18 protein-coding genes and 1 riboswitch are annotated in these 20007 nt (G+C 58.6%); of the genes, 10 read left to right on the top strand and 8 right to left on the bottom strand.

What is annotated here, in order from left to right; genetic code table 11:
• Nucleotides 1-184 precede the first annotated feature (184 nt).
• From FHW68_RS14340 to FHW68_RS14325, 4 genes are all read left to right on the top strand, one after another.
• Entirely contained in the window at nt 185-1180 is a 996-nt protein-coding gene (locus FHW68_RS14340) for a metalloregulator ArsR/SmtB family transcription factor (protein ID WP_183680934.1), read from the top strand.
• An 18-nt stretch (nt 1181-1198) separates the two neighbouring features.
• Entirely contained in the window at nt 1199-2389 is a 1191-nt protein-coding gene (gene metK, locus FHW68_RS14335; RefSeq protein WP_183680931.1) for a methionine adenosyltransferase, read from the top strand.
• A gap of 166 nt (nt 2390-2555) precedes the next feature.
• Nucleotides 2556-4235 carry an NAD-dependent DNA ligase LigB gene (ligB, locus tag FHW68_RS14330; RefSeq protein WP_183680929.1) on the top strand — a complete coding sequence of 560 codons (1680 nt, stop codon included), beginning with the start codon at nt 2556-2558 and terminating at the stop codon, nt 4233-4235.
• A 90-nt stretch (nt 4236-4325) separates the two neighbouring features.
• Nucleotides 4326-4721 (top strand): DUF1090 domain-containing protein, encoded by a 396-nt coding sequence (locus tag FHW68_RS14325; protein WP_095633722.1) that lies wholly within the window; start codon nt 4326-4328, stop codon nt 4719-4721.
• 167 nt (nt 4722-4888) lie between these two features.
• On the opposite strand, the gene FHW68_RS14320 is transcribed toward FHW68_RS14325, so the two are convergent.
• Nucleotides 4889-5338 (bottom strand): cytochrome c, encoded by a 450-nt coding sequence (locus FHW68_RS14320; RefSeq protein ID WP_183680927.1) that lies wholly within the window; start codon nt 5336-5338, stop codon nt 4889-4891.
• A 128-nt stretch (nt 5339-5466) separates the two neighbouring features.
• Between FHW68_RS14320 and FHW68_RS14315 the strand changes: the two genes are divergently transcribed.
• Entirely contained in the window at nt 5467-6639 is a 1173-nt protein-coding gene (locus FHW68_RS14315; protein WP_183680925.1) for a murein transglycosylase A, read from the top strand.
• 113 nt (nt 6640-6752) lie between these two features.
• Here FHW68_RS14315 and FHW68_RS14310 read toward each other — a convergent pair whose 3' ends face one another.
• The 4 genes from FHW68_RS14310 to FHW68_RS14295 all read right to left on the bottom strand — a co-directional run bounded on the left by FHW68_RS14310 (nt 6753) and on the right by FHW68_RS14295 (nt 9626).
• Complete coding sequence (locus tag FHW68_RS14310) at nt 6753-7139, bottom strand: MAPEG family protein (RefSeq protein WP_095633725.1); 387 nt, start codon at nt 7137-7139, stop codon at nt 6753-6755.
• A gap of 50 nt (nt 7140-7189) precedes the next feature.
• Nucleotides 7190-8023 carry an EamA family transporter gene (locus tag FHW68_RS14305; RefSeq protein ID WP_095633726.1) on the bottom strand — a complete coding sequence of 278 codons (834 nt, stop codon included), beginning with the start codon at nt 8021-8023 and terminating at the stop codon, nt 7190-7192.
• A gap of 92 nt (nt 8024-8115) precedes the next feature.
• Nucleotides 8116-9000, bottom strand: a complete 885-nt coding sequence (locus FHW68_RS14300) for a formate/nitrite transporter family protein (RefSeq protein ID WP_183680924.1) — start codon at nt 8998-9000, stop codon at nt 8116-8118.
• 221 nt (nt 9001-9221) lie between these two features.
• A complete protein-coding gene (locus tag FHW68_RS14295; protein ID WP_183680922.1) occupies nt 9222-9626 on the bottom strand; it encodes a hotdog domain-containing protein in 405 nt (134 codons plus the stop codon).
• 190 nt (nt 9627-9816) lie between these two features.
• Nucleotides 9817-9915, top strand: a riboswitch (S-adenosyl-L-homocysteine riboswitch).
• A gap of 23 nt (nt 9916-9938) precedes the next feature.
• On the opposite strand from FHW68_RS14295, the gene ahcY reads away from it, so the two are divergent.
• The 4 genes from ahcY to FHW68_RS14275 all read left to right on the top strand — a co-directional run bounded on the left by ahcY (nt 9939) and on the right by FHW68_RS14275 (nt 15473).
• Nucleotides 9939-11348: an adenosylhomocysteinase gene (gene ahcY / locus FHW68_RS14290; protein ID WP_095633729.1), complete on the top strand. Its 1410-nt coding sequence runs from the start codon at nt 9939-9941 to the stop codon at nt 11346-11348.
• A gap of 185 nt (nt 11349-11533) precedes the next feature.
• Nucleotides 11534-12379, top strand: coding sequence for a methylenetetrahydrofolate reductase [NAD(P)H] (metF, locus tag FHW68_RS14285; RefSeq protein ID WP_095633730.1), 846 nt, complete (start codon nt 11534-11536; stop codon nt 12377-12379).
• 193 nt (nt 12380-12572) lie between these two features.
• Nucleotides 12573-13388 (top strand): ABC transporter substrate-binding protein, encoded by an 816-nt coding sequence (locus FHW68_RS14280; protein WP_095633735.1) that lies wholly within the window; start codon nt 12573-12575, stop codon nt 13386-13388.
• A gap of 222 nt (nt 13389-13610) precedes the next feature.
• Entirely contained in the window at nt 13611-15473 is a 1863-nt protein-coding gene (locus FHW68_RS14275) for a DEAD/DEAH box helicase (protein ID WP_095633731.1), read from the top strand.
• 168 nt (nt 15474-15641) lie between these two features.
• Here FHW68_RS14275 and FHW68_RS14270 read toward each other — a convergent pair whose 3' ends face one another.
• Nucleotides 15642-16235 carry a YceI family protein gene (locus FHW68_RS14270; protein ID WP_260296571.1) on the bottom strand — a complete coding sequence of 198 codons (594 nt, stop codon included), beginning with the start codon at nt 16233-16235 and terminating at the stop codon, nt 15642-15644.
• 32 nt (nt 16236-16267) lie between these two features.
• The gene (locus tag FHW68_RS14265; RefSeq protein ID WP_095633270.1) at nt 16268-16819 is read right to left on the bottom strand and encodes a cytochrome b; all 552 of its coding nucleotides are present in this window, start codon (nt 16817-16819) and stop codon (nt 16268-16270) included.
• Nucleotides 16820-17102: 283 nt separating this feature from the next.
• Here FHW68_RS14265 and FHW68_RS14260 point away from each other — a divergent pair, with 283 nt between their 5' ends.
• Nucleotides 17103-18032, top strand: coding sequence for a YncE family protein (locus FHW68_RS14260; protein ID WP_095633269.1), 930 nt, complete (start codon nt 17103-17105; stop codon nt 18030-18032).
• Between the two features lie 82 nt (nt 18033-18114).
• Here the strand turns inward: FHW68_RS14260 and FHW68_RS14255 are convergent, their stop codons facing one another.
• The gene (locus FHW68_RS14255) at nt 18115-19878 is read right to left on the bottom strand and encodes an FAD-dependent oxidoreductase (protein ID WP_095633268.1); all 1764 of its coding nucleotides are present in this window, start codon (nt 19876-19878) and stop codon (nt 18115-18117) included.
• Nucleotides 19879-20007 lie beyond the last annotated feature (129 nt).

Below are 20007 nucleotides of genomic sequence, written 5' to 3'. Positions count from 1 at the left end.
AATGACAGATAGTCATCCGAAGGCGTTTTTCCAATGGATAACAGCGTATTCGACTGGTGAAACCTTTCCGCTGTTCGTTTGCTGACTGAACCTAACGCGGAAAAGCGCCATCTATCGAGCAATATCAAAACTTTTTGATATTGCCCTTGCGATGATTTCTGACCCTCACTAGACTGCTGGCCTTATGAATTTACGCGTGCCTTCCATTCAACATGACGATTGCGATGAACTGGCGGCCCTGTGCAAGGCCGGTGGTGATCCTCTGCGACTGAATGTATTGCGCGCGCTGGCCAACGATTCGTTTGGCGTACTGGAACTGGCACAGATCTTCGGCATCGGTCAGTCCGGCATGAGTCATCACCTCAAAGTGTTGGCCCAGGCCGACCTGGTGGCGACCCGCCGTGAAGGCAATGCGATTTTCTATCGTCGTGCGCTGCCCCACACCGATCTGCTGGGCGGCAAGCTGCATGCCGCGTTGCTGGAAGAAGTGGACAACCTGACCCTGCCTGCCGATGTGCAGGCGCGGATCGGTCAGGTCCATGGGCAACGAGCAGCGGCCAGCCAGGATTTTTTCTCACGGGTCGCAGAGAAGTTTCGTGCCCAGCAAGACTTGATCGCCGGCCTGGCGCAATACCGCGAAAGCGTGGTGGCACTGCTCGACAAGCTGAGCTTCGACCCGGGCGCCACAGCCATCGAAGTGGGCCCCGGCGATGGCGGTTTTCTGCCGGAGCTGGCGCATCGTTTCGTTCAAGTCACAGCGCTGGACAACAGCCCGGCGATGCTCGATCTGGCTCGCCAGGTCTGCGAACGTGAAATGCTGGCTAACGTCAGCCTGCAACTGGCCGATGCATTGAACGGTGTAAGCCTCAAGGCTGATTGCGTTGTACTGAACATGGTGCTGCACCATTTTGCCGCGCCGGCCGAAGCCCTCAAGCGCATGGCCGACCTGCTGCAACCGGGCGGAAGCCTGCTCGTGACAGAGTTATGTAGCCACAACCAGAGTTGGGCCAGGGAGGCCTGCGGTGATCTGTGGTTGGGGTTTGAACAGGACGATCTGGCCCGTTGGGCCACCGCTGCGGGACTCGTTCCCGGGGAAAGCCTCTATGTAGGCTTACGTAATGGTTTCCAGATTCAGGTCCGCCATTTTCAGCGACCGACTGGCGACACTCACCATCGGTAAATTCAGGAAAAAATCGAGATGAGCGAATACTCCCTCTTCACCTCCGAGTCCGTGTCTGAAGGGCATCCGGATAAAATCGCCGACCAGATTTCCGATGCGGTGCTGGACGCCATCATTGCTGAAGACAAATTCGCCCGTGTAGCGTGCGAGACCCTGGTCAAAACCGGCGTGGCAATCATCGCAGGTGAAGTCACCACGTCGGCCTGGGTCGATCTGGAAGACATCGTCCGTAACGTGATTCTCGACATCGGCTACAACAGCTCCAATGTCGGCTTCGACGGTGCCACTTGCGGCGTGATGAACATCATCGGCAAGCAGTCCCCCGACATCAACCAGGGCGTTGACCGTGCCAAGCCTGAAGATCAGGGCGCCGGCGACCAGGGCCTGATGTTCGGTTACGCCAGCAACGAAACCGACGTGCTGATGCCAGCACCGATCACCTTCTCGCACCAATTGGTTCAACGTCAGGCTGAAGCCCGTAAATCCGGCCTGCTGCCTTGGCTGCGCCCGGATGCCAAGTCGCAAGTGACTTGCCGTTACGAAGGCGGCAAGGTTGTCGGTATCGACGCAGTTGTACTGTCGACCCAGCACAACCCTGACGTGTCCTACAAAGACCTGCGCGAAGGCGTGATGGAGCTGATCGTCAAGCACGTACTGCCTGCCGAGCTGCTGTCCAAGGACACCCAGTTCCACATCAACCCGACCGGCCAATTCATCATCGGTGGCCCGGTGGGCGACTGCGGCCTGACCGGCCGCAAGATCATCGTCGACAGCTATGGCGGCATGGCCCGTCACGGCGGCGGCGCGTTCTCCGGCAAGGATCCATCGAAAGTTGACCGTTCGGCGGCCTACGCCGGTCGTTACGTGGCCAAGAACATCGTGGCTGCCGGCCTGGCCGAGCGTTGCGAGATTCAGGTTTCCTACGCGATCGGCGTTGCACAACCTACGTCGATTTCGTTGAACACCTTCGGCACCGGCAAAATCAGTGACGACAAGATCGTCAAACTGGTTCGCGAAGTGTTCGACCTGCGTCCATACGCAATCACCACCATGCTCGACCTGCTGCACCCGATGTACCAGGAAACCGCTGCGTACGGCCACTTCGGTCGCACCCCGGGCACCAAGACTGTGGGCGACGATACGTTCACCACTTTCACCTGGGAAAAAACCGATCGCGCCGACGACCTGCGTGTCGCTGCTGGCCTGTAAGACTTTTTCCGCGGTACCCAAAGCCCCGCACGGTTCGCCGTGCGGGGCTTTTTCATGGGGAAGATCAAAAGATCGCACTTCGAAACACGCAGAATTACACCCTCGCAACCCACACCCGAAAACTGACTAGCCTTGAAAGCATCCCCACTGAGCAAGGATGCTCTCGATGCTGCCCAACCTGCGCCTGTTTTTTGCTTTCCTGCTGACCCTCGCCAGCCAGACCGCCACTGCCACCGAATGCCCCGATTGGCCGCCCGCCCGCGCACAGGACGAAATCACCACCCTGCAACTGCAAATCGATCGCTGGGACGACAGCTACCACCGTGAAGGCCAATCGCTGATCGCCGATGAGCTCTATGACCAGTCCCGGACGCGACTGACCGAATGGCGTGAGTGTTTTGATTCAGGCCCCTCCCCAGAACCATTGCGTACCGCCGGCGGCACAATTGCTCACCCCGTCGCCCATACCGGCCTGGAAAAACTGCGCGATGGGCGCGCCGTCGAAGCCTGGCTGAAAGATCGGGGCGAGGTGTGGATTCAGCCCAAGGTTGACGGCGTGGCGGTGACGCTGATTTACCGCAACGGCTGGCTGCACCGGGCGATCAGTCGTGGGGACGGGGTAAAAGGCCAGGACTGGACAGCCGCGGCACGCCAGATCGCCGTCATCCCTGAAAAACTTACGCAGTCGCTGGACTTGCTGGTGCAAGGCGAACTCTATTGGCGCCTGACCGAACACGTACAAGCCGAGGCCGGCAGCCTCAATGCCCGCGCCACGGTGGCCGGGTTGATGGCACGCAAGGCGCTGAGCACCGAGCAGGCCGCCGGAATTGGGTTGTTTGTCTGGGACTGGCCGCAGGGCCCGAAAAGCCTGCCCGACCGGGCGGCAGCTCTGGACAAGTTGGGGTTCCCGAGTACCGCTCCCTACAGTCAGCCGATCAAGGCCTTCGCCGATGCCGAACGCTGGCGCAAGCACTGGTATCGCTCGCCGCTGCCCTTTGCCAGCGATGGAGTCGTGCTGCGCCAGGACCAGCGCCCACCGGCCGAGCGCTGGCAGGCGAAAACGCCTTACTGGAGCGTCGCCTGGAAATACCCTTTTGCCCAGGCGCTGGCCGAGGTACGTAAAGTCCACTTCAAAATCGGACGAACCGGCCGCATCACACCGGTGCTGGAACTGGTACCGGTAATGCTCGATGACCGGCAGATCAGGCGCGTCAGTGTCAGCTCCCTGCAACGCTGGGAAGCGCTGGATATTCGCCCGGGCGATCAGGTTGCCATCAGTCTGGCGGGGCTGACCATTCCCAGGCTCGATGGGGTCGTATTGCGCAGCACCGAACGCCCGGAACTGAACATACCGCTGACGGCCGACTTTCATTCTTTAAGCTGCTGGCAGCCCACACCCGGATGCGAAAGCCAATTCCTCGCACGCCTGAGCTGGCTCAGTGGCAAACAGGGGCTGGCCTTGCCTCATGTCGGGCCGGGCACCTGGGAGAAACTGCTCAAGGCCGAACGCCTCGACAGCCTGGTCGATTGGTTGACCCTTGATGAGCAAGAGCTTGCTAAGATTGACGGCTTCGGCGAGCGCAGCAGTACTCGTCTTTGGAATAGTTTTAACAGTGCCCGGCAACGTCCTTTCGCTCGCTGGCTCAAAGCCTTGGGTTTGCCACCCATCGGTCAGGCGCGCCTCGCTGGCTCCTGGCAGGCACTGGCGCAACGGAACACCGAACAATGGCAGGCCGAAGACGGCATCGGCCCGGGGCGCGCAGCACAATTGAGCGCATTTTTCCGCGATCCGCAGGTCCTGGCCTTGAGTGAAGCTTTACGTACTGCCGGGATTGACGGTTTCTAGACGTCAGCCCTGCCTGAGAACCGGGAACCCCACAGGACCGATGCGCTCAAACAGCCCATTGCCATATCGAATTTTTCACCTGGAGCTTTTATGAAACTTCTTTCACCGCTTGCCTTGTTGACCCTGTGCAGCGTGATGGCCGCTCCATTGATGGCCGCCGAAGACGCCCCCGGCCTGACCGGTTGCGCCGCCAAAAAACAAGGCATCATTAACCAGATCGAACTGGCCAAGTCCCGCGGCAACGCCGATCAACAGGCTGGCCTGGAAACTGCCCTGAGCGAAGTCACTGCCCATTGCACCGACGCTTCCTTGAAGAAGGAACGGGAAAACAGGGTGCTCGACGCCAAACACGAAGTCAGCACGCGTCAGGCCGACCTCGAGAAGGCGATGAAAAAAGGCGATGCCGAGAGAATCAACAAGCGCAAAGAGAAACTGGCTCAATCGCGCAAGGAGTTGCAGGAAGCACTGGATGAACTGGATAAATAGTCTGGCTTGAACAAGGCACTTTTGTGGCGAGGGGGCTTGCCCCCGTTGGGTTGCGAAGCAGCCCCAAAATTGCAACCGCAATCAATCTGTCGATTGCATTAGCTGGATTGCGACTGCTGCGCAGTCGAACGGGGACAAGCCCCCTCGCCACAGGAGAGCGCCGCCAATCAATGATCCCGAAACTCTTTATGGCATGCACTGCAGGCATCTTCGACTTTCTGTACCGCCGGCCCCAGATTGCTGATTTTGTAGGGCTGAACCTTGCTGGCAATCACCAGTTCACCGGTGGCGCCTTCAAGGGTGCGGGCCATTTCCTGGAAGCGTGCCTGCTTCTGCCAGACATCGTCCTTGGCGCTGGTGTGATCCTCTTCGCGCACCTGCGGGAAATGTTTCCACGGCTCACGGGACAACGCGTCGAGCTTCACCGCGCCATCGACGAATTTCGGGCCATCGAACGGAATACGTCCGCGCAACATGCCGCCCAGGTCTTCGCCAATCTTGAGCATTTGCTTGAAGATCGCCTTGCGCTGACCCAGGGGCGAGTTCGGATCGACACCACCGCAGGCAGATAAGCTCAGGCAGGCCAGCAATACAATGGAAAGTCTTTTAAGCATCATGGTGGCTTCAGGTCACTGGAAACGGCAGCCAGTATCCTCGCGTCACCGGCAAAGACCAATAGCCCTATTATCAATACGGGTTGTTTGAGCGCATGGAGCACTCAGGCAACCGGCAAAGGAATTACTCCATGAACAGCCGTTTCAAGGCATGGCGTCACAATCTGGCCTGGACCCTTCCGATGGTGGCCGTACTGGCAGGTTGCACCGGCGGCGACAGCAGCAAACCGAAAACCCACGCACTGGCGACCTACTCCAGCGCCACTTGGGAAGCGCTTCCGGCAGTGTCCGACAACGACCTCGTCGCCGGCTTCGGCTCGTGGCGCAGCGCTTGCACCCGGCTCAAGGCCGATCCGGTGTGGGGCGGCACCTGTGCGGCTTCCGCCAATGTGCAGCCAACCGCCAAAGACATCCGCAGCTTTCTAAAACAGAACCTCGACGTCTATGGCTTGCGCGCCGCCAATGACAACCCCAACGGGCTGATCACGGGTTACTACGAACCGGTGTACCCCGGCAGCCTGACCCAGACCGAGGAAGCCAACATCCCGGTGTACGGCGTGCCCGAGGACATGATCATCGTCTCGCTGGACAGCATCTATCCGGAGCTCAAAGGCAAACGCCTGCGCGGACGGCTCGAAGGTCGCGTACTCAAGCCATACGATGATGCGGCAACCATCGAAACCAAAGGTGTGAACGCGCCGGTAATTGCCTGGCTGACCGACCCGATGAACCTGCAATTCCTGCAAATCCAGGGCTCGGGTCGCATCCGTCTTGATGACGGTCGTCAGTTACGCATCGGCTACGCCGACCAGAACGGCCACCCCTATCGGCCCATCGGCCGCTGGCTGGTGGACCAGGGTGAGCTGAAAAAAGAAGACGTGACCATGGGGGCTATCAGCACTTGGGCCAAGGCTAATCCGACGCGCATTCCCGAAATGCTCGGCAGCAACCCCAGCTACGTGTTTTTCACCCGCAACCCCGACAGTAACGAAGGGCCCCGCGGTTCGTTGAATGTCCCGCTGACCGCAGGGTATAGCGCGGCGGTGGACCGCAAGGTGATTCCACTCGGCAGCTTGTTGTGGTTATCGACCACACGCCCGGACGGCAGCGCACTGGTACGCCCGGTGGCCGCCCAAGACACCGGCGGCGCAATTGCCGGCGAGGTTCGCGCGGACCTGTTCTGGGGCACCGGGGATGCCGCCGGGCAATTGGCCGGTGATATGAAACAGCAGGGGCAGATCTGGATGCTTTGGCCCAAGGGGGCGGCGTTGCCGCAAGTGCCGCAGGTAGCGGACTCGCTTTAAAAGCAAAGATCGCAGGCTTCGCCAGCAACTACATTGACCGCGTGCACCGCAATATCGCGGATGAACATCGATCCCTGTAGGCGCTGCCGAAGGCTGCGATCTTTTGATCTTCTTTAAACCGACACCACAAAGAAACTGACGATCAAGCCCATGCCAATGGCCCACACCAACGACCGCAGAATCGCCCAGTCCGCCAGATAGCAAATGATGTAGAGCAGCCGACTGGTGATGAACAACACCGACAGCACATTGATCGTCACCAGTTCGGCATTGCCGGCCAAGTGCGCGACGATCACCGCCGCCGCAAACGCCGGTGTCACTTCGAAGCTGTTCAACTGCGCCGAATGCGCACGCCTGGCCACACCTTGGAGCGAATCCAGAAACGCCCGCGGATCGTGATTCTCTTTCAGCCCGAACTTGCCGCCGCTGAACTTGGCGACGCCTGTGCATAGATACGGCAAGCAGATCGCAATCAAAATGCACCACAGAGCAACCGTCATAACGCAGTCCCTTCTTCAAATTATAGAAAATCGAATTCCATCAGCGGCGGCTAAAACTTCATCACCAACATGCCGATCAGCACCAGCCCACAGGCTAAGAGCCGGGGTCTGCCGAAAGGTTCTTTCAGATAGCGCATCCCAAACAGTACCACCAGAATCACACTGATCTCGCGCAACGCCGCCGCTTCGGCAATCGAACCGAGCTGCATCGCCCACAGCACCAGAGCGTAGCTGAACAGCACGCAGAACCCGACCGCCAACCCCAATCGCCACTGCTCGCGCCAGAACAGCATGAACGCCGGCCGCTTGCTCATCAGTGCCAACAGCGGAAACGGCCAAGCGCTGAGCAAGGTGACCCACACCAGGTAGTCCAACGGATGGGACCAGCGCCGTAGCGCCTGGCCATCGATGAAGGTGTAGCAACCAATGCACAACCCGATCAGCACCACCACCGGCAGCATCGACCATGGCAGACGCACCCCGCCACCGCCCTGCCAGAGCAGGCACAACATGCCGAACGGAATCAGCAAAATGCCCAAGATCTGCTGAGTCGTCAGCACTTCCCCGGCGTAGATCAGCGTCAGCGCCAGCACCACCAGCGGCGACAGGCCACGCATCAACGGATAGACCAAACCGAGATCGCCGACCCGATAGGCCTGGATCAACAGGTACCGATAGAGCAACTCGAATACCGCTGACGCGAGAATCCACGGCCAGATATCCAGTGGCGGTAGCGCCACGAAGGGCAGCATCAGAGCGACAAACAGCAGCGCCACGCTGTCCATGCAGGCCACCACCAACAGCCGCTCCGCACTGAATTTGATCAGGGTATTCCACGCTGCGTGCAACAGCGCCGCCACCAACACCAGAACCGTCGCAAGCACGGCACACTCCTTGTTTTTCTCCCGCCCACCCCTTCAAATCTAAATATACAAGCGAGCCTGCTCGCGATGAAACCACCGCGATGCACCTCACTTCACTCATCTTTACGCTGGCGTGGATCCGGCGTTTGATCCGTGCTTTTCTTCGGCGGCCCGCTTTCGCTACGAATCTGTGCATGGCTGATCAGTGCGAAGATAAAACTGCCGCCGATGATGTTCCCCACCAGCGTGGGTCCTGCGAATACCAGCCAGTAATCCTTCCACGGCAACTCGCCGGCAAACACCAGGTACGAGACCTCGACCGATCCGACCACGATGTGGGTGAAATCTCCCAGGGCCATGAAATAGGTGATGAGGATGATGATCCACATCTTGGCGCTTTCCATGGACGGGATCATCCAGACCATGGTGGCGATCATCCAGCCAGAGATGATGCCTTTGGCGAACATTTTGCTCGCGTCGTTCTCCATGACCTTGCGCCCGATGTCGAGGAAGGCCAGATCGGTCTTGGTATCAAAAATCGGCAGGTGCAGCATCACATAGGCCACCAGCAGAGTGCCGCAGAGATTACCCACCAGCACGATCGACCACAGCCGAAACAACCGAGCGAAATTACCCGGCGTAGGCTTGCTCATGATCGGCAGTACGGCGGTCAGGGTGTTCTCGGTAAAGAGCTGCTGACGGGCAAGAATCACGGCGAGAAAACCTGCGCAGTAACCGAAACTGGCAATCACCTTGAAGCCTTCGCCGTCCGGCAGGCGCGAATTGAGCAACCCCATGCCCATCAGTGACAACCCCATGGTCAGGCCGGCAGCCAGGGCCGACCACCACAGCGCCGCTACGCTACGCTCGAGTTCCTGATTACCTTGGGTTCGAATGATTTCATGAAGCACCGCCGCGCGCGGTGGCTGGTTCTTGTCGACTTCGCGCTGCTCTTGCGCCGAAAGGTCCGGGGTCTTGCCGTCTTGAGGCGTCTGCATAAAGCTCCTGAACCAAGGGTGGGTCGTTTAACTACGACACGTGGGGATCGGGGCTGTTCACTACCTGGCGAAACGAAGCAAACCTGTGGCGAGGGAGCTTGCTCCCTTCGGGGCGCGAAGCGGCCCTAAAACCTGCCGGGTTCTTTCAGACAGACTTCACTGTCGGCTTACGACTGCTTCGCAGCCGGGCGGGAGCAAGCTCCCTCGCCACAGAGCGGCAATCACTCGCCGATGTCATCATCCTTGAACTGGTCTTTGATGTACCTGATCTCGGTCCGGCCGTGCGGCGCGGGCAGGCCGTCTTCGCCCAGGTTCACGAAAACCATCTTCTCCACCGTCAGGATGCTCTTGCGGGTGATCTTGTTGCGCACTTCGCAAGTCAGCGTGATCGAGGAATGACCGAACTTGGTGGCAGTGATGCCCAGTTCGATGATGTCACCCTGGCGCGAGGCGCTGACAAAGTTGATTTCGGAAATGTATTTGGTCACCACGCGCTGATTGCCCAGCTGGACGATGGCGTAGATCGCCGCTTCTTCGTCGATCCAGCGCAACAGACTGCCGCCGAACAGCGTGCCGTTGGGGTTGAGGTCTTCAGGTTTTACCCATTTGCGGGTGTGGAAATTCATGGGGGCTCCGAGGTTGAGTTGTTTGGGCGATAGGGTTATAGCCCCAGCTTCAAGTTTTAAGCGACAAGCTGCAAGTTAAAAGCCGATCTGCGTTTGCTTGCCGCTTGTAGCTTGTCACTTGCCACTAGCCGGATAAAGAAAGCTATAATCACCGCCGATTTCAAAACGGCTCCTACCGTTTTCCCGCCACCTGTCCGAGGGGCGCTGCAGCAGGTTTGACCTGTCAGGCTCGGATGGGGCGTTGACTGGCGACGGCCAGACACTAAACGCACAACGGCGCCCATTCGCATACATTACGAATGGAGGCTCATCATGAGCGCTGTTATCACGCCTGCAGATTTTAACGATTACAAAGTCGCCGACATGTCCCTGGCTGCCTGGGGCCGTCGCGAAACCATCATCGCCGAATCCGAAATGCCAGCCCTGATGGGCCTGCGCCGCAAATACGCCGCCGAGCAGCCGCTCAAAGGCGCGAAGATTCTCGGCTGCATCCACATGACCATTCAGACTGCCGTGCTGATCGAAACCCTGGTTGCCCTGGGTGCCGAAGTGCGTTGGTCGTCCTGCAACATTTTCTCGACTCAAGACCAGGCCGCCGCTTCCATCGCCGCTGCCGGCATCCCGGTATTTGCCTGGAAGGGCGAGACTGAAGAAGAGTACGAGTGGTGCCTGGAGCAAACCATCCTCAAAGATGGCCAGCCTTGGGATGCCAACATGATCCTCGACGATGGCGGCGACCTGACCGAGCTGCTGCACAAGAAGTATCCGCAGGTGCTGGATCGCGTCCACGGCGTCACCGAAGAAACCACCACCGGCGTTCACCGTCTGCTGGACATGCTGGCCAAGGGCGAGCTGAAAATCCCGGCCATCAACGTCAACGACTCGGTAACCAAAAGCAAGAACGACAACAAGTACGGCTGCCGTCACAGCCTGAACGATGCGATCAAGCGCGGTACCGACCACCTGCTGTCCGGCAAGCAAGCGCTGGTCATCGGTTACGGTGACGTGGGCAAGGGCTCGGCCCAGTCCCTGCGTCAGGAAGGCATGATCGTTAAAGTGTCCGAAGTCGACCCGATCTGTGCCATGCAAGCCTGCATGGACGGTTTCGAACTGGTTTCGCCGTTCATCGACGGTATCAACAACGGTACCGAAGCCAGCATCGACAAAGCCTTGCTGGGCAAGATCGACCTGATCGTGACCACCACCGGCAACGTCAATGTTTGCGACGCAAACATGCTCAAAGCCCTGAAGAAGCGCGCTGTGGTCTGCAACATCGGTCACTTCGACAACGAAATCGACACCGCTTTCATGCGCAAGAACTGGGCATGGGAAGAAGTGAAGCCACAGGTTCACAAGGTTCACCGCACCGGCCCGGGCGCATTCGACGCTCAGAACGACGACTACCTGATTCTGCTGGCCGAAGGCCGTCTGGTTAACCTGGGCAACGCCACTGGCCACCCAAGCCGCATCATGGACGGTTCGTTCGCCAACCAGGTTCTGGCGCAGATCTTCCTGTTCGGCCAGAAGTACGCCGACCTGTCGCCAGCCCAGAAAGCCGAGCGCCTGACCGTTGAAGTACTGCCTAAGAAACTGGACGAAGAAGTGGCCCTGGAAATGGTCCGCGGTTTCGGTGGCGTGGTCACTCAATTGACCAAGCAACAGGCTGACTACATCGGCGTCACCGTCGAAGGCCCGTTCAAGCCGCACGCTTACCGGTACTGACAGCAGCTGCGAGCTACAAGCTTCAAGCTGCAAGTAAAGGCGGTTGTGTTTACTTGCAGCCTGGGCTTGGGCTTGTCTCTTCATGGTAATTAACACAGCAGTGAACTGTGAGCTTCAAACGCGAGAATCGGCGCACCGCCCACTTGCAGCTTGAAGCTTGCAACTTGCCGCTGGAGGTCCCCTCCATGTCCCAAGAACGTCGCTACAGTTTCGAATTCTTCCCGACGAAGACCGATGCTGGGCATGAAAAACTGATCGCCACTGCCCGTCATCTGGCGAGCTACAACCCCGACTTCTTCTCCTGCACCTACGGCGCTGGCGGTTCGACCCGTGATCGCACCCTCAACACCGTGTTGCAGCTTGAAAGCGAAGTCAAAGTCCCTGCCGCACCGCATCTGTCTTGCGTGGGCGACAGCAAGGACGATTTGCGCGGCCTGCTGAGCCAGTACAAGGCAGCCGGCATCACGCGCATCGTTGCGCTTCGCGGTGACCTGCCCTCGGGCATGGGCATGGCCAGCGGCGAGATGCGTCACGCCAATGACCTGGTTGAATTCATTCGTGAAGAAACCGGCGATCATTTCCACATCGAAGTCGCTGCTTACCCGGAGATGCATCCGCAAGCGCGCAACTTCGAAGACGATCTCAATAACTTTGTGCGCAAGGCTAACGCCGGCGCCAACAGTGCGATCACCCAGTACTTTTTCAACGCCGACAGTTATTTCTACTTCGTCGAGCGGGTGCAGGCCAAGGGCGTGAACATCCCGATCGTGCCGGGGATCATGCCGATCACCAATTACAGCAAGCTGGCGCGTTTTTCCGATGCGTGCGGTGCGGAAATTCCGCGCTGGATCCGCAAGCAACTGGAAGCCTACGGGGACGACACCCAGAGCATTCAAGGCTTTGGTGAGCAAGTCATCACCCAGATGTGCGAACGCCTGCTGCAGGGTGGCGCTCCAGGGCTGCATTTCTATACGCTGAACCAGGCTGAGCCGAGCCTGGCGGTGTGGAATAACCTGAAGTTGCCGCGTTAATCGTCGTTAAAGCAAGATCAAAGGATCGCAGCCTTCGGCAGCTCCTACAGAGGTATGTATGCCCCTGTAGGAAATGCCGAAGGCTGCGATCTTTTGCTTTGTGGTGTCCTTTTATTGTGCAGCCATACCCTGAAGCAGAGCTTCTGGACCCGGTTTCTGGCTCTTTATGATTTCTCGTCGTAATCTCAACCCCATGCCTCTGATCGCTCAGTTACTGACCGTGCTTCTGTTCACTTGCCTGAGCCTCACTGCTCGGGGCGAGAAGTTGCGTATTGTCACCGAACCCTGGGCACCTTACGTGTATGAGGAAAACGGCAAGTCTTTGGGGCTGGACTATGAAACCACCGCCATTGTCTTCAAACGCCTTGGAATCGACGTGGAATGGCAGTTCCTGCCATGGAAACGCTGCCTGTCGATGCTTGAGCAAGGCCAGGCAGATGGCGTGCTGGATATTTTCCACAGCGCTGAACGCGACGCGACCCTGCTCTACCCCAGCGAGCCACTCTCGCAAGTCGAGTTCGTGATGTTCTACGCCAACGAGCGACCGTATCCGTTCCGTACCCTGAACGACCTGAAAGGCCTGACCATCGGAACCTCGCCGGGCTACCTGTACAGCAAGGACTTCAGCGAATCGACGCTGTTCACCCAGGAGCCGGCACCCACCCATGAAGCCAACTTCGGCAAACTGGTGCGCGGGCGCATCGACCTGCTGATCACCGATCGCCGGGTGGGCCAGCATTTGCTCGATCAACTGAACATCCGCGACAAGATCACCGAGAACCCGCTCATCATCAGCCAGCAAAGCCAGTTTCTGGCGGTACGCCGCAATGCCGGGATGGATTTGTTGGTGCAGCGTTTCGGTGCCGAGCTCAAACGCTTCAAGCGCGAACCAGCCTACGCTGAACTGAGCGCCCGCTATGGTGCCAGCCCGGCCACCGAAGCACGGCCTGCCAACAGCACCGCAGCTGGCGGAAAAACCGTTGAGCAGCAGGAAAGCGGCGCGCAGTGATTGCTCTGTTATACTCCGGCCTTCCCGCCAGGCTCACGCCCGGACGCTCGGACTTGTTCAAGGCATCTCGACCCCGCTACAGCGCAGCTTTTCAGCCCGCGCGAGCGCTCCAGACGAGCCTTCGAGGCCCAGCAGGACCGGACGGGATTGCGTCCTCTTAAACGCGATTCGCGCCAGGCAAGACTCCCATTGGGCCAAGCCCTAACTAAAACAGGATTACTCATGTCCTTTGCTTCCCTCGGTCTCTCCGAGGCTTTAGTCCGCGCCATCGAGGCTGCGGGCTATACCGAGCCTACTCCGGTGCAACAGCGGGCCATTCCCGCCGTGTTGCAAGGTCGCGACCTGATGGTCGCGGCACAGACAGGTACTGGTAAAACCGGTGGTTTCGCCCTCCCGATTCTGGAGCGGTTGTTCCCCAACGGTCACCCGGACAAATCCCAGCGTCACGGCCCGCGCCAACCGCGCGTACTGGTCCTGACCCCAACCCGCGAACTCGCGGCCCAGGTGCACGAGAGCTTCAAGGTCTATGCCCGTGACCTGAAATTCGTCAGCGCCTGCATCTTCGGCGGCGTCGGCATGAACCCACAGGTCCAGGCCATGTCCCGCGGTGTCGACGTGCTGGTGGCCTGCCCCGGTCGCCTGCTTGACCTCGCCGGCCAAGGCAGTGTCGATTTGTCCCACGTGGAAATCCTCGTGCTGGACGAAGCCGACCGCATGCTCGACATGGGCTTCGTCCATGACGTGAAAAAGGTCCTCGCCCGCCTGCCGGGCAAACGCCAGAACCTGTTGTTCTCGGCGACATTCTCCAAAGACATCACCGACCTCGCCGGCAAGCTGCTGCACAATCCGGAACGCATCGAAGTCACGCCGCCGAACACCACGGTCGAGCGGATCGAACAGCGCGTATTCCGCTTGCCAGCCAACCACAAGCGTTCGTTGCTGGCGCACCTGATCACCGCCGGTGCCTGGGAACAAGTGCTGGTATTCACCCGCACCAAACACGGCGCCAACCGCCTGGCCGAGTACCTGGACAAACACGGCCTCACCGCCGTCGCCATCCACGGCAACAAGAGCCAGAACGCCCGCACCAAAGCCCTGGCCGACTTCAAGGCCGGTGAAGTGCGCATCCTGGTCGCCACCGACATCGCCGCTCGCGGCCTGGACATCGACCAGTTGCCTCACGTAGTCAACTTCGAACTGCCCAACGTTGACGAAGATTATGTGCACCGAATCGGTCGTACCGGCCGTGCCGGGCGTTCGGGCGAGGCGATCTCGCTGGTCGCTCCAGACGAAGAAAAGCTGCTCAAAAGCATCGAACGCATGACCAAGCAGAAGATTGCCGACGGCAACCTGATGGGCTTCGATTCCAGCGCTGTGGAAGCCGAGAAACCTGAAGTCCGCGAGCGTCCGGATGTGCGTAACCCGCGCAACCCACGTGGCCCGCGCGGCGACGGTCCGAACGGCAGCGGCGGTGGTGGCGGTCGCAAAGACAAAGGCAAGGACAAGGGCAAGGAAAAACCTGCTGCCGCTGGCCGTGGTGATCGCCCGGCCCGCGAACGCAAGCCTCGCGAAGGCACCCCGGCCCGTGAGTCTCAGCGTCCGGCACCTCGCGCCGCCGCTGATCGTGCTCCGGACGAGTTCCTGGACGACGATATCGATAACTTCGGTAACCGCGTCGATTATGTGCCTCAAGCCAAACCGGCTCAGGGCCGTGGTCGCCGTCCGGGCGCTCCGGCACAAGGCGCAGGCGCAGGTGCTCCGCGCACCGGTCAGCCACAAGGTCGCCAGAATGGTCCGCGCAACAGCAGCGGCGCATCCACCGGCACCCCGCCGGCCAAGCGCAGCGGCCCACGCAACGGTGCCCCACGTGACGGCCAGGCCCGCCGCGAAGAGTCTCGCAACCGCCGCCCGGCCCGTGACGAACAGTCTCGTTCGGAACCGGCCGTGCAGAACCCGCGCAGCCCGGCACCGAGGATCATTCACAAGGAATCAAAAAGCGATCGCTTCCCGACACCTGAGCAACTGGATCAACTGCCAGGCCGTCCACGCGGAGAAAAACCAGCCTTGCTGACACGCAATCGCTGATTTATCGCTGATATGAAAAATGCCTCGGCTCTCGCGATCCGGGGCATTTTTTTGGGCGCTGCAAACTGCTTTTGTAGGAGCTGGCGAAGCCTGCGATCTTCTGATCTTGCCTTTATCAGCGGTGATCCTGAAAAGATCGCAGCCTGCGGCAGCTCCTACGTCTCAGCATTACTTCGCTTTCACACCTTCAAATGTAACGTACAACTCGACGGCGTCGGACGCTGGGCCCAAGTCTTTCTGCTTGCCGAAATCGGAACGCTTGATGCTGGTGGTGCCTTCGAAGCCGGCACGGTAGCCGCCCCATGGATCCTTGCCTTCACCCAGGAAGGTAGCCTTGACCACGATTGGCTTGGTCACACCCAGCAAGGTCAGGTTACCGGTTACGTCGGCAGTGTCTTTGCCAGCGGCGTTTTTGCCAGTGGATTTGACGCTGGTGGAAACAAAGGTCGCCTTGCCGAACTTGTCCACATCCAGAAAATCTTTGCTGGCGATGTGCTTGTCGCGTTCGGCATGGTTGGTGAACACGCTGGCGGTATTCACATTGAACTCGATCTTGCTGTCTTCAGGCTTGGCTGCGTCAAAGCTGAACTTGCCGTCAATGTCCTTGAAGGTGCCAGTGATGTAGCTGTAACCCAGGTGGCTGATTTTGAAATCAACGAAGGCGTGCTGGCCTTCTTTGTCGACAACATAATCGGCCGCCATGACGTTAGCGGACAGCAGAGCAGAACCGATGGCCAGAGCGGCGAGCGTCTTTTTCAACATGCTTTCTATTCCTTTGGAGTCGAGGTTGAACATCAGGCTTTGCGACCCAGCATTCGGGTCAGGGTCGCATCACGATCGATAAAGTGGTGTTTCAATGCTGCCAACGCATGGAGGCCGGAAAAAATTACCAGCGCCCAAGCCAGGTACAAATGGATCACACCGGCGGTGTCTGCCTGGTCCGGCAGTCCGGACACCAATGCAGGCACTTCAAACAGGCCAAACACCGGGATCCCGACACCGTCTGCGGTGGAAATCAGGTAACCGGCAATCATCACAGCGAACAGCGCGAGATAAAGGAAGGCATGGCCGAACACGGCACCAAGACGCGTCATGCGGCTATAACTTTGCAGGGTCGGCGGTGGTGGACTGATAAAGCGCCACAACACCCGCAGCAACATGACCGCGAACAACAGCAGGCCAATGCTTTTATGCAGGTCCGGCGCATCTTTGCGCCAGGCGCTGTAGTAGTCCAGACCCACCATCCACAACCCCAACGCGAACAGACCATAGACCGCGAGCGCCACACCCCAATGCATGAAGAGGCTGATCCAACCGTAGCGGGAAGACGAGTTACGTAATTGCATTGCTCAAATCCTGTAAGAACTGCGTCCAAGACTATCGAGTTATCTATCGATTTAAAGCGGAAAATTTCGCTCTGAAATATCGAGAAATACGATGAAGACCTTGCGGTCGAGAGGTTAAGAGAGTGTTAACCAAACGAAAAAACCTACAGACGCCGTCCCATTCCCACTTAAAAAAAACCTTTACCACTCGTCAGAACTGTCATATCTGACAGTAGCCACATCACAGGTCATTGATGAACCTGATCTCGGGCGATTGTCCGAGCGTCTGAACAGGAGTTCTACCATGAGTCACCATTCGAGTTCATTTCCCGTCATTACGCGTAACCGATCCAATTCGATACCCGTAGGGGAAGGACCGCGAGGGATAGCCATCAACGACGATGGATCCCGGGTTTTTGTTTGCAATTACATTTCAGGCAATGTGTCAGTGATCAACACCCGTAACAGAAAGGTAATCCGCACCATCGCCGTCGAGCATTATCCCCAGAACATCATCCTTGCCCATGGAGGGAAAAGAGCTTATGTGACCAACTACGGGTCAAGTTCGGTTTCGGTTATTGATACTGAAACCTATGCGGTGGGTAACGTCACGGTGGGAAAATACCCTCGGGGACTCGTCGTGAGCCGAGACGGGAAGCATGTTTACGTCACCGTTCGACAAAATGAAGAGTGGCTGGCAATTATCGACACCCGCACTTATGCGGTGAGCAGAGTAAAAGGATTACCCTCCCCCTCCATAAGCGTGGATATCAGCCAGGACGATTCGCGTCTTTATATTTCCAGCACAAACTCTCCTGATGGCCCTTATCAGGACGCATTGACGATCATCAGCAGCAAGACTTTCAAAGTCCTCGATATCATCAAAACCCAAAGGTATCCGTCAGCAGTTACCGTCAGTCCCGACGACAAAGAAGTGTATGTCGTGTGTCTGGACGCTCAAAAACTGACCGTACTGGACCCCAGGTTATCGACCACCAGACATTTCGATTTTGTGACCTGCGAAGGGAAAATAGTGTTCGGCGAAAAAAACGCTTATGCCGTTGATCAAATCAAAAAAGAGGTCGTGGAAATTAATACCGCCACGCATGAAATTATGCGCCGGGTGCCCATCCCTGGTGCTTGCGAACCGTATGACATGGTGCTTGATCAATATAACCATGCCTACGTCAGCGACTACCAAAGCGACGAAGTGCATAGTGTCGATCTAGCTTAGCGTCAAAGAAAAATCAGCAGCGACCTATGCAAGACATAAAAAAAGCGCGGCATCACTGCCGCGCTTTTTTTGATTCCAGAACTTACTGCGTTTTGGTTTCAGTCGTCACTGGGGTCTTCGCAGCAGTACTGACCGCTGGCTTCTTCACCGGCTCAGGCTTTTTCGCCGTCGCCTTGACCGGGGCTTTTTTGGCTTCGGTCTTGGCAGCAGGCTTTTTCACTGGCGCTTTCTTGGCAGGCTCTGCTTTCACGGGTGTCGCAGGTTTCGGCGCCTCGACCGGTGCTGGCGCTGGAGTCGGTGCAGGTGCCGGGGCGGGTGCCGGAGCCACCGGGGTCACCGGAGCTGGTGCCTTGGCCGGTGCCGGTTTGTCGTCTGAGCCGCCGAACAGGTTGGTGAAGAAATTGCCTTTCTTCGCTGCCACGGCACCTGCCGCTGCCGCGCTCGCCGCCGGAACAACTTTCGCCGGTTCAAACGACTTGCCCGCCGCCAGGTCTTCTACCTGACTGGCTGCACGCTGACCGGTGCGCAATGCGCCTTCCAGGGTGCCTGGGTACAAGGCGTCGGTGTGTTCGCCGGCAAAGGCTACACGTTGCAGCGGACGCTCCCACAGACGCCAGTACTTGCTGATCTGGCCCGGGCCGAAGGCCAGGTATGCACCACCCATCGACGGGTCGGTGCTGTAGCGACGGATTTCATAACCAGTGAACGAACCACGTGCCTGTGGATAAAACGCATGCAGGCGAATCAGTACCTGATCGACTATCTGCTTGTCGCCAAAGGCCTGCATCACCCGTGCGTTGTCACCAGACAGGTTGATCACCACATTGGCGCCGCCTTTGAGGGCCGGCTCGACCCACAACATGCCCAGGCCGGTGTTGCTGTAGATCTCGCCGGACATGCGCGCCTTGCTTTCCCACACCGGCGTCTTGAACTTCAGCATGATCTGGTCACGCCAGCCGTAGTTGGTGCCTTTGATAGCGCCCAGGTGCTGGGCGTCCAGCGCCGGGGTCATCTGGATCTTGTTCAATGCACGCAATGGCACGGCCAGCACAACGTAGTCGGCCTGATAGCCAACGCTGCCGACTTTGACAGTGACGCCGTCCTTGTCCTGGCTTATGGACGAAACCGGGGAACTGGTCTTGATGGTTTTCAATTGTTTGGCGAAGGCCTGGGCCAGCACCGGGCTGCCACCGGGCAGACGTGAGGCCCGCAGGTCACGGTCGGCAACGCCACGGTAGACGCGGCTCTGCTGTGCGAAGTACAGCAGCGACAGACGCGAAGGTTCGTCATAGCGGGTGCGGATCTGCTGATTCACCAACTGACGTGCAGTGGCTGGCAAGCTCAAGCGATCGAGCCAGTTGGACACGGTGATCTGGTCCAGGGCGAACAATGTGCTGTTGGCGGCCGGGTTCTGCGGATCTTCGATCGAACGCGCCAGCTCATCCAGCGTTTTTTCGTAGCGTTTCAGCGCCTCGGCGGTGGCCGGCTGTTTAGTCGCCAGATCGGCGGCGGTGAAATATTCACCGTCGATCAGGTAGCTCGGGGTCCGCACGAATTCAGGGGCGGGCGTGGTGGTCAGCTTGAACGTCGAGACGTACTTGTTCAGCACCGGTTGGGTCTTGTCGTTGCCGATCCACTCACTGGTGGCCATGCCGGAGCGACCGCCCAACGTCGGCTTGGCTTCCAGCAAGGTGACTTGCCAGCCTTTGTTCTGAAGTTCGTACGCCGCGGTGAGGCCCGAAAGCCCGCCGCCGACCACGATCACCGTTTTATCCTTGGCCAGCGCCGAAACGCTGAACAGCCCCAACATCACCAGCGCACAGGCGCGCAGCCAACCAGCAGACATTCAGCGAACTCCGGAAATACATGAGGAAATAGCGGTTTTACGAGTCAGACGACTCAAAGGACCGCGAAGAATACGTCAGCCATCAAAACGCCGCCAGCCACGTCTACCGCCTTATACAAAGTAGCTCAA

It is taken from the genome of Pseudomonas sp. Tn43 (genome assembly GCF_014192635.1).
Lineage (GTDB): Bacteria > Pseudomonadota > Gammaproteobacteria > Pseudomonadales > Pseudomonadaceae > Aquipseudomonas.
Note: the sequence above shows the minus strand (reverse complement) of the source record. Positions and strands in the feature narration are given on the sequence as shown.

Coding starts and splice junctions, on each gene's coding strand:
- FHW68_RS14340 (WP_183680934.1), top strand. CDS start 185: ATGAATTTACGCGTGCCTTCCATTCAACATGACGATTGCGATGAACTG.
- metK (WP_183680931.1), top strand. CDS start 1,199: ATGAGCGAATACTCCCTCTTCACCTCCGAGTCCGTGTCTGAAGGGCAT.
- ligB (WP_183680929.1), top strand. CDS start 2,556: ATGCTGCCCAACCTGCGCCTGTTTTTTGCTTTCCTGCTGACCCTCGCC.
- FHW68_RS14325 (WP_095633722.1), top strand. CDS start 4,326: ATGAAACTTCTTTCACCGCTTGCCTTGTTGACCCTGTGCAGCGTGATG.
- FHW68_RS14320 (WP_183680927.1), bottom strand. CDS start 5,338: ATGATGCTTAAAAGACTTTCCATTGTATTGCTGGCCTGCCTGAGCTTA.
- FHW68_RS14315 (WP_183680925.1), top strand. CDS start 5,467: ATGAACAGCCGTTTCAAGGCATGGCGTCACAATCTGGCCTGGACCCTT.
- FHW68_RS14310 (WP_095633725.1), bottom strand. CDS start 7,139: ATGACGGTTGCTCTGTGGTGCATTTTGATTGCGATCTGCTTGCCGTAT.
- FHW68_RS14300 (WP_183680924.1), bottom strand. CDS start 9,000: ATGCAGACGCCTCAAGACGGCAAGACCCCGGACCTTTCGGCGCAAGAG.
- FHW68_RS14295 (WP_183680922.1), bottom strand. CDS start 9,626: ATGAATTTCCACACCCGCAAATGGGTAAAACCTGAAGACCTCAACCCC.
- ahcY (WP_095633729.1), top strand. CDS start 9,939: ATGAGCGCTGTTATCACGCCTGCAGATTTTAACGATTACAAAGTCGCC.
- metF (WP_095633730.1), top strand. CDS start 11,534: ATGTCCCAAGAACGTCGCTACAGTTTCGAATTCTTCCCGACGAAGACC.
- FHW68_RS14280 (WP_095633735.1), top strand. CDS start 12,573: ATGCCTCTGATCGCTCAGTTACTGACCGTGCTTCTGTTCACTTGCCTG.
- FHW68_RS14275 (WP_095633731.1), top strand. CDS start 13,611: ATGTCCTTTGCTTCCCTCGGTCTCTCCGAGGCTTTAGTCCGCGCCATC.
- FHW68_RS14270 (WP_260296571.1), bottom strand. CDS start 16,235: ATGTTGAAAAAGACGCTCGCCGCTCTGGCCATCGGTTCTGCTCTGCTG.
- FHW68_RS14265 (WP_095633270.1), bottom strand. CDS start 16,819: ATGCAATTACGTAACTCGTCTTCCCGCTACGGTTGGATCAGCCTCTTC.
- FHW68_RS14260 (WP_095633269.1), top strand. CDS start 17,103: ATGAGTCACCATTCGAGTTCATTTCCCGTCATTACGCGTAACCGATCC.
- FHW68_RS14255 (WP_095633268.1), bottom strand. CDS start 19,878: ATGTCTGCTGGTTGGCTGCGCGCCTGTGCGCTGGTGATGTTGGGGCTG.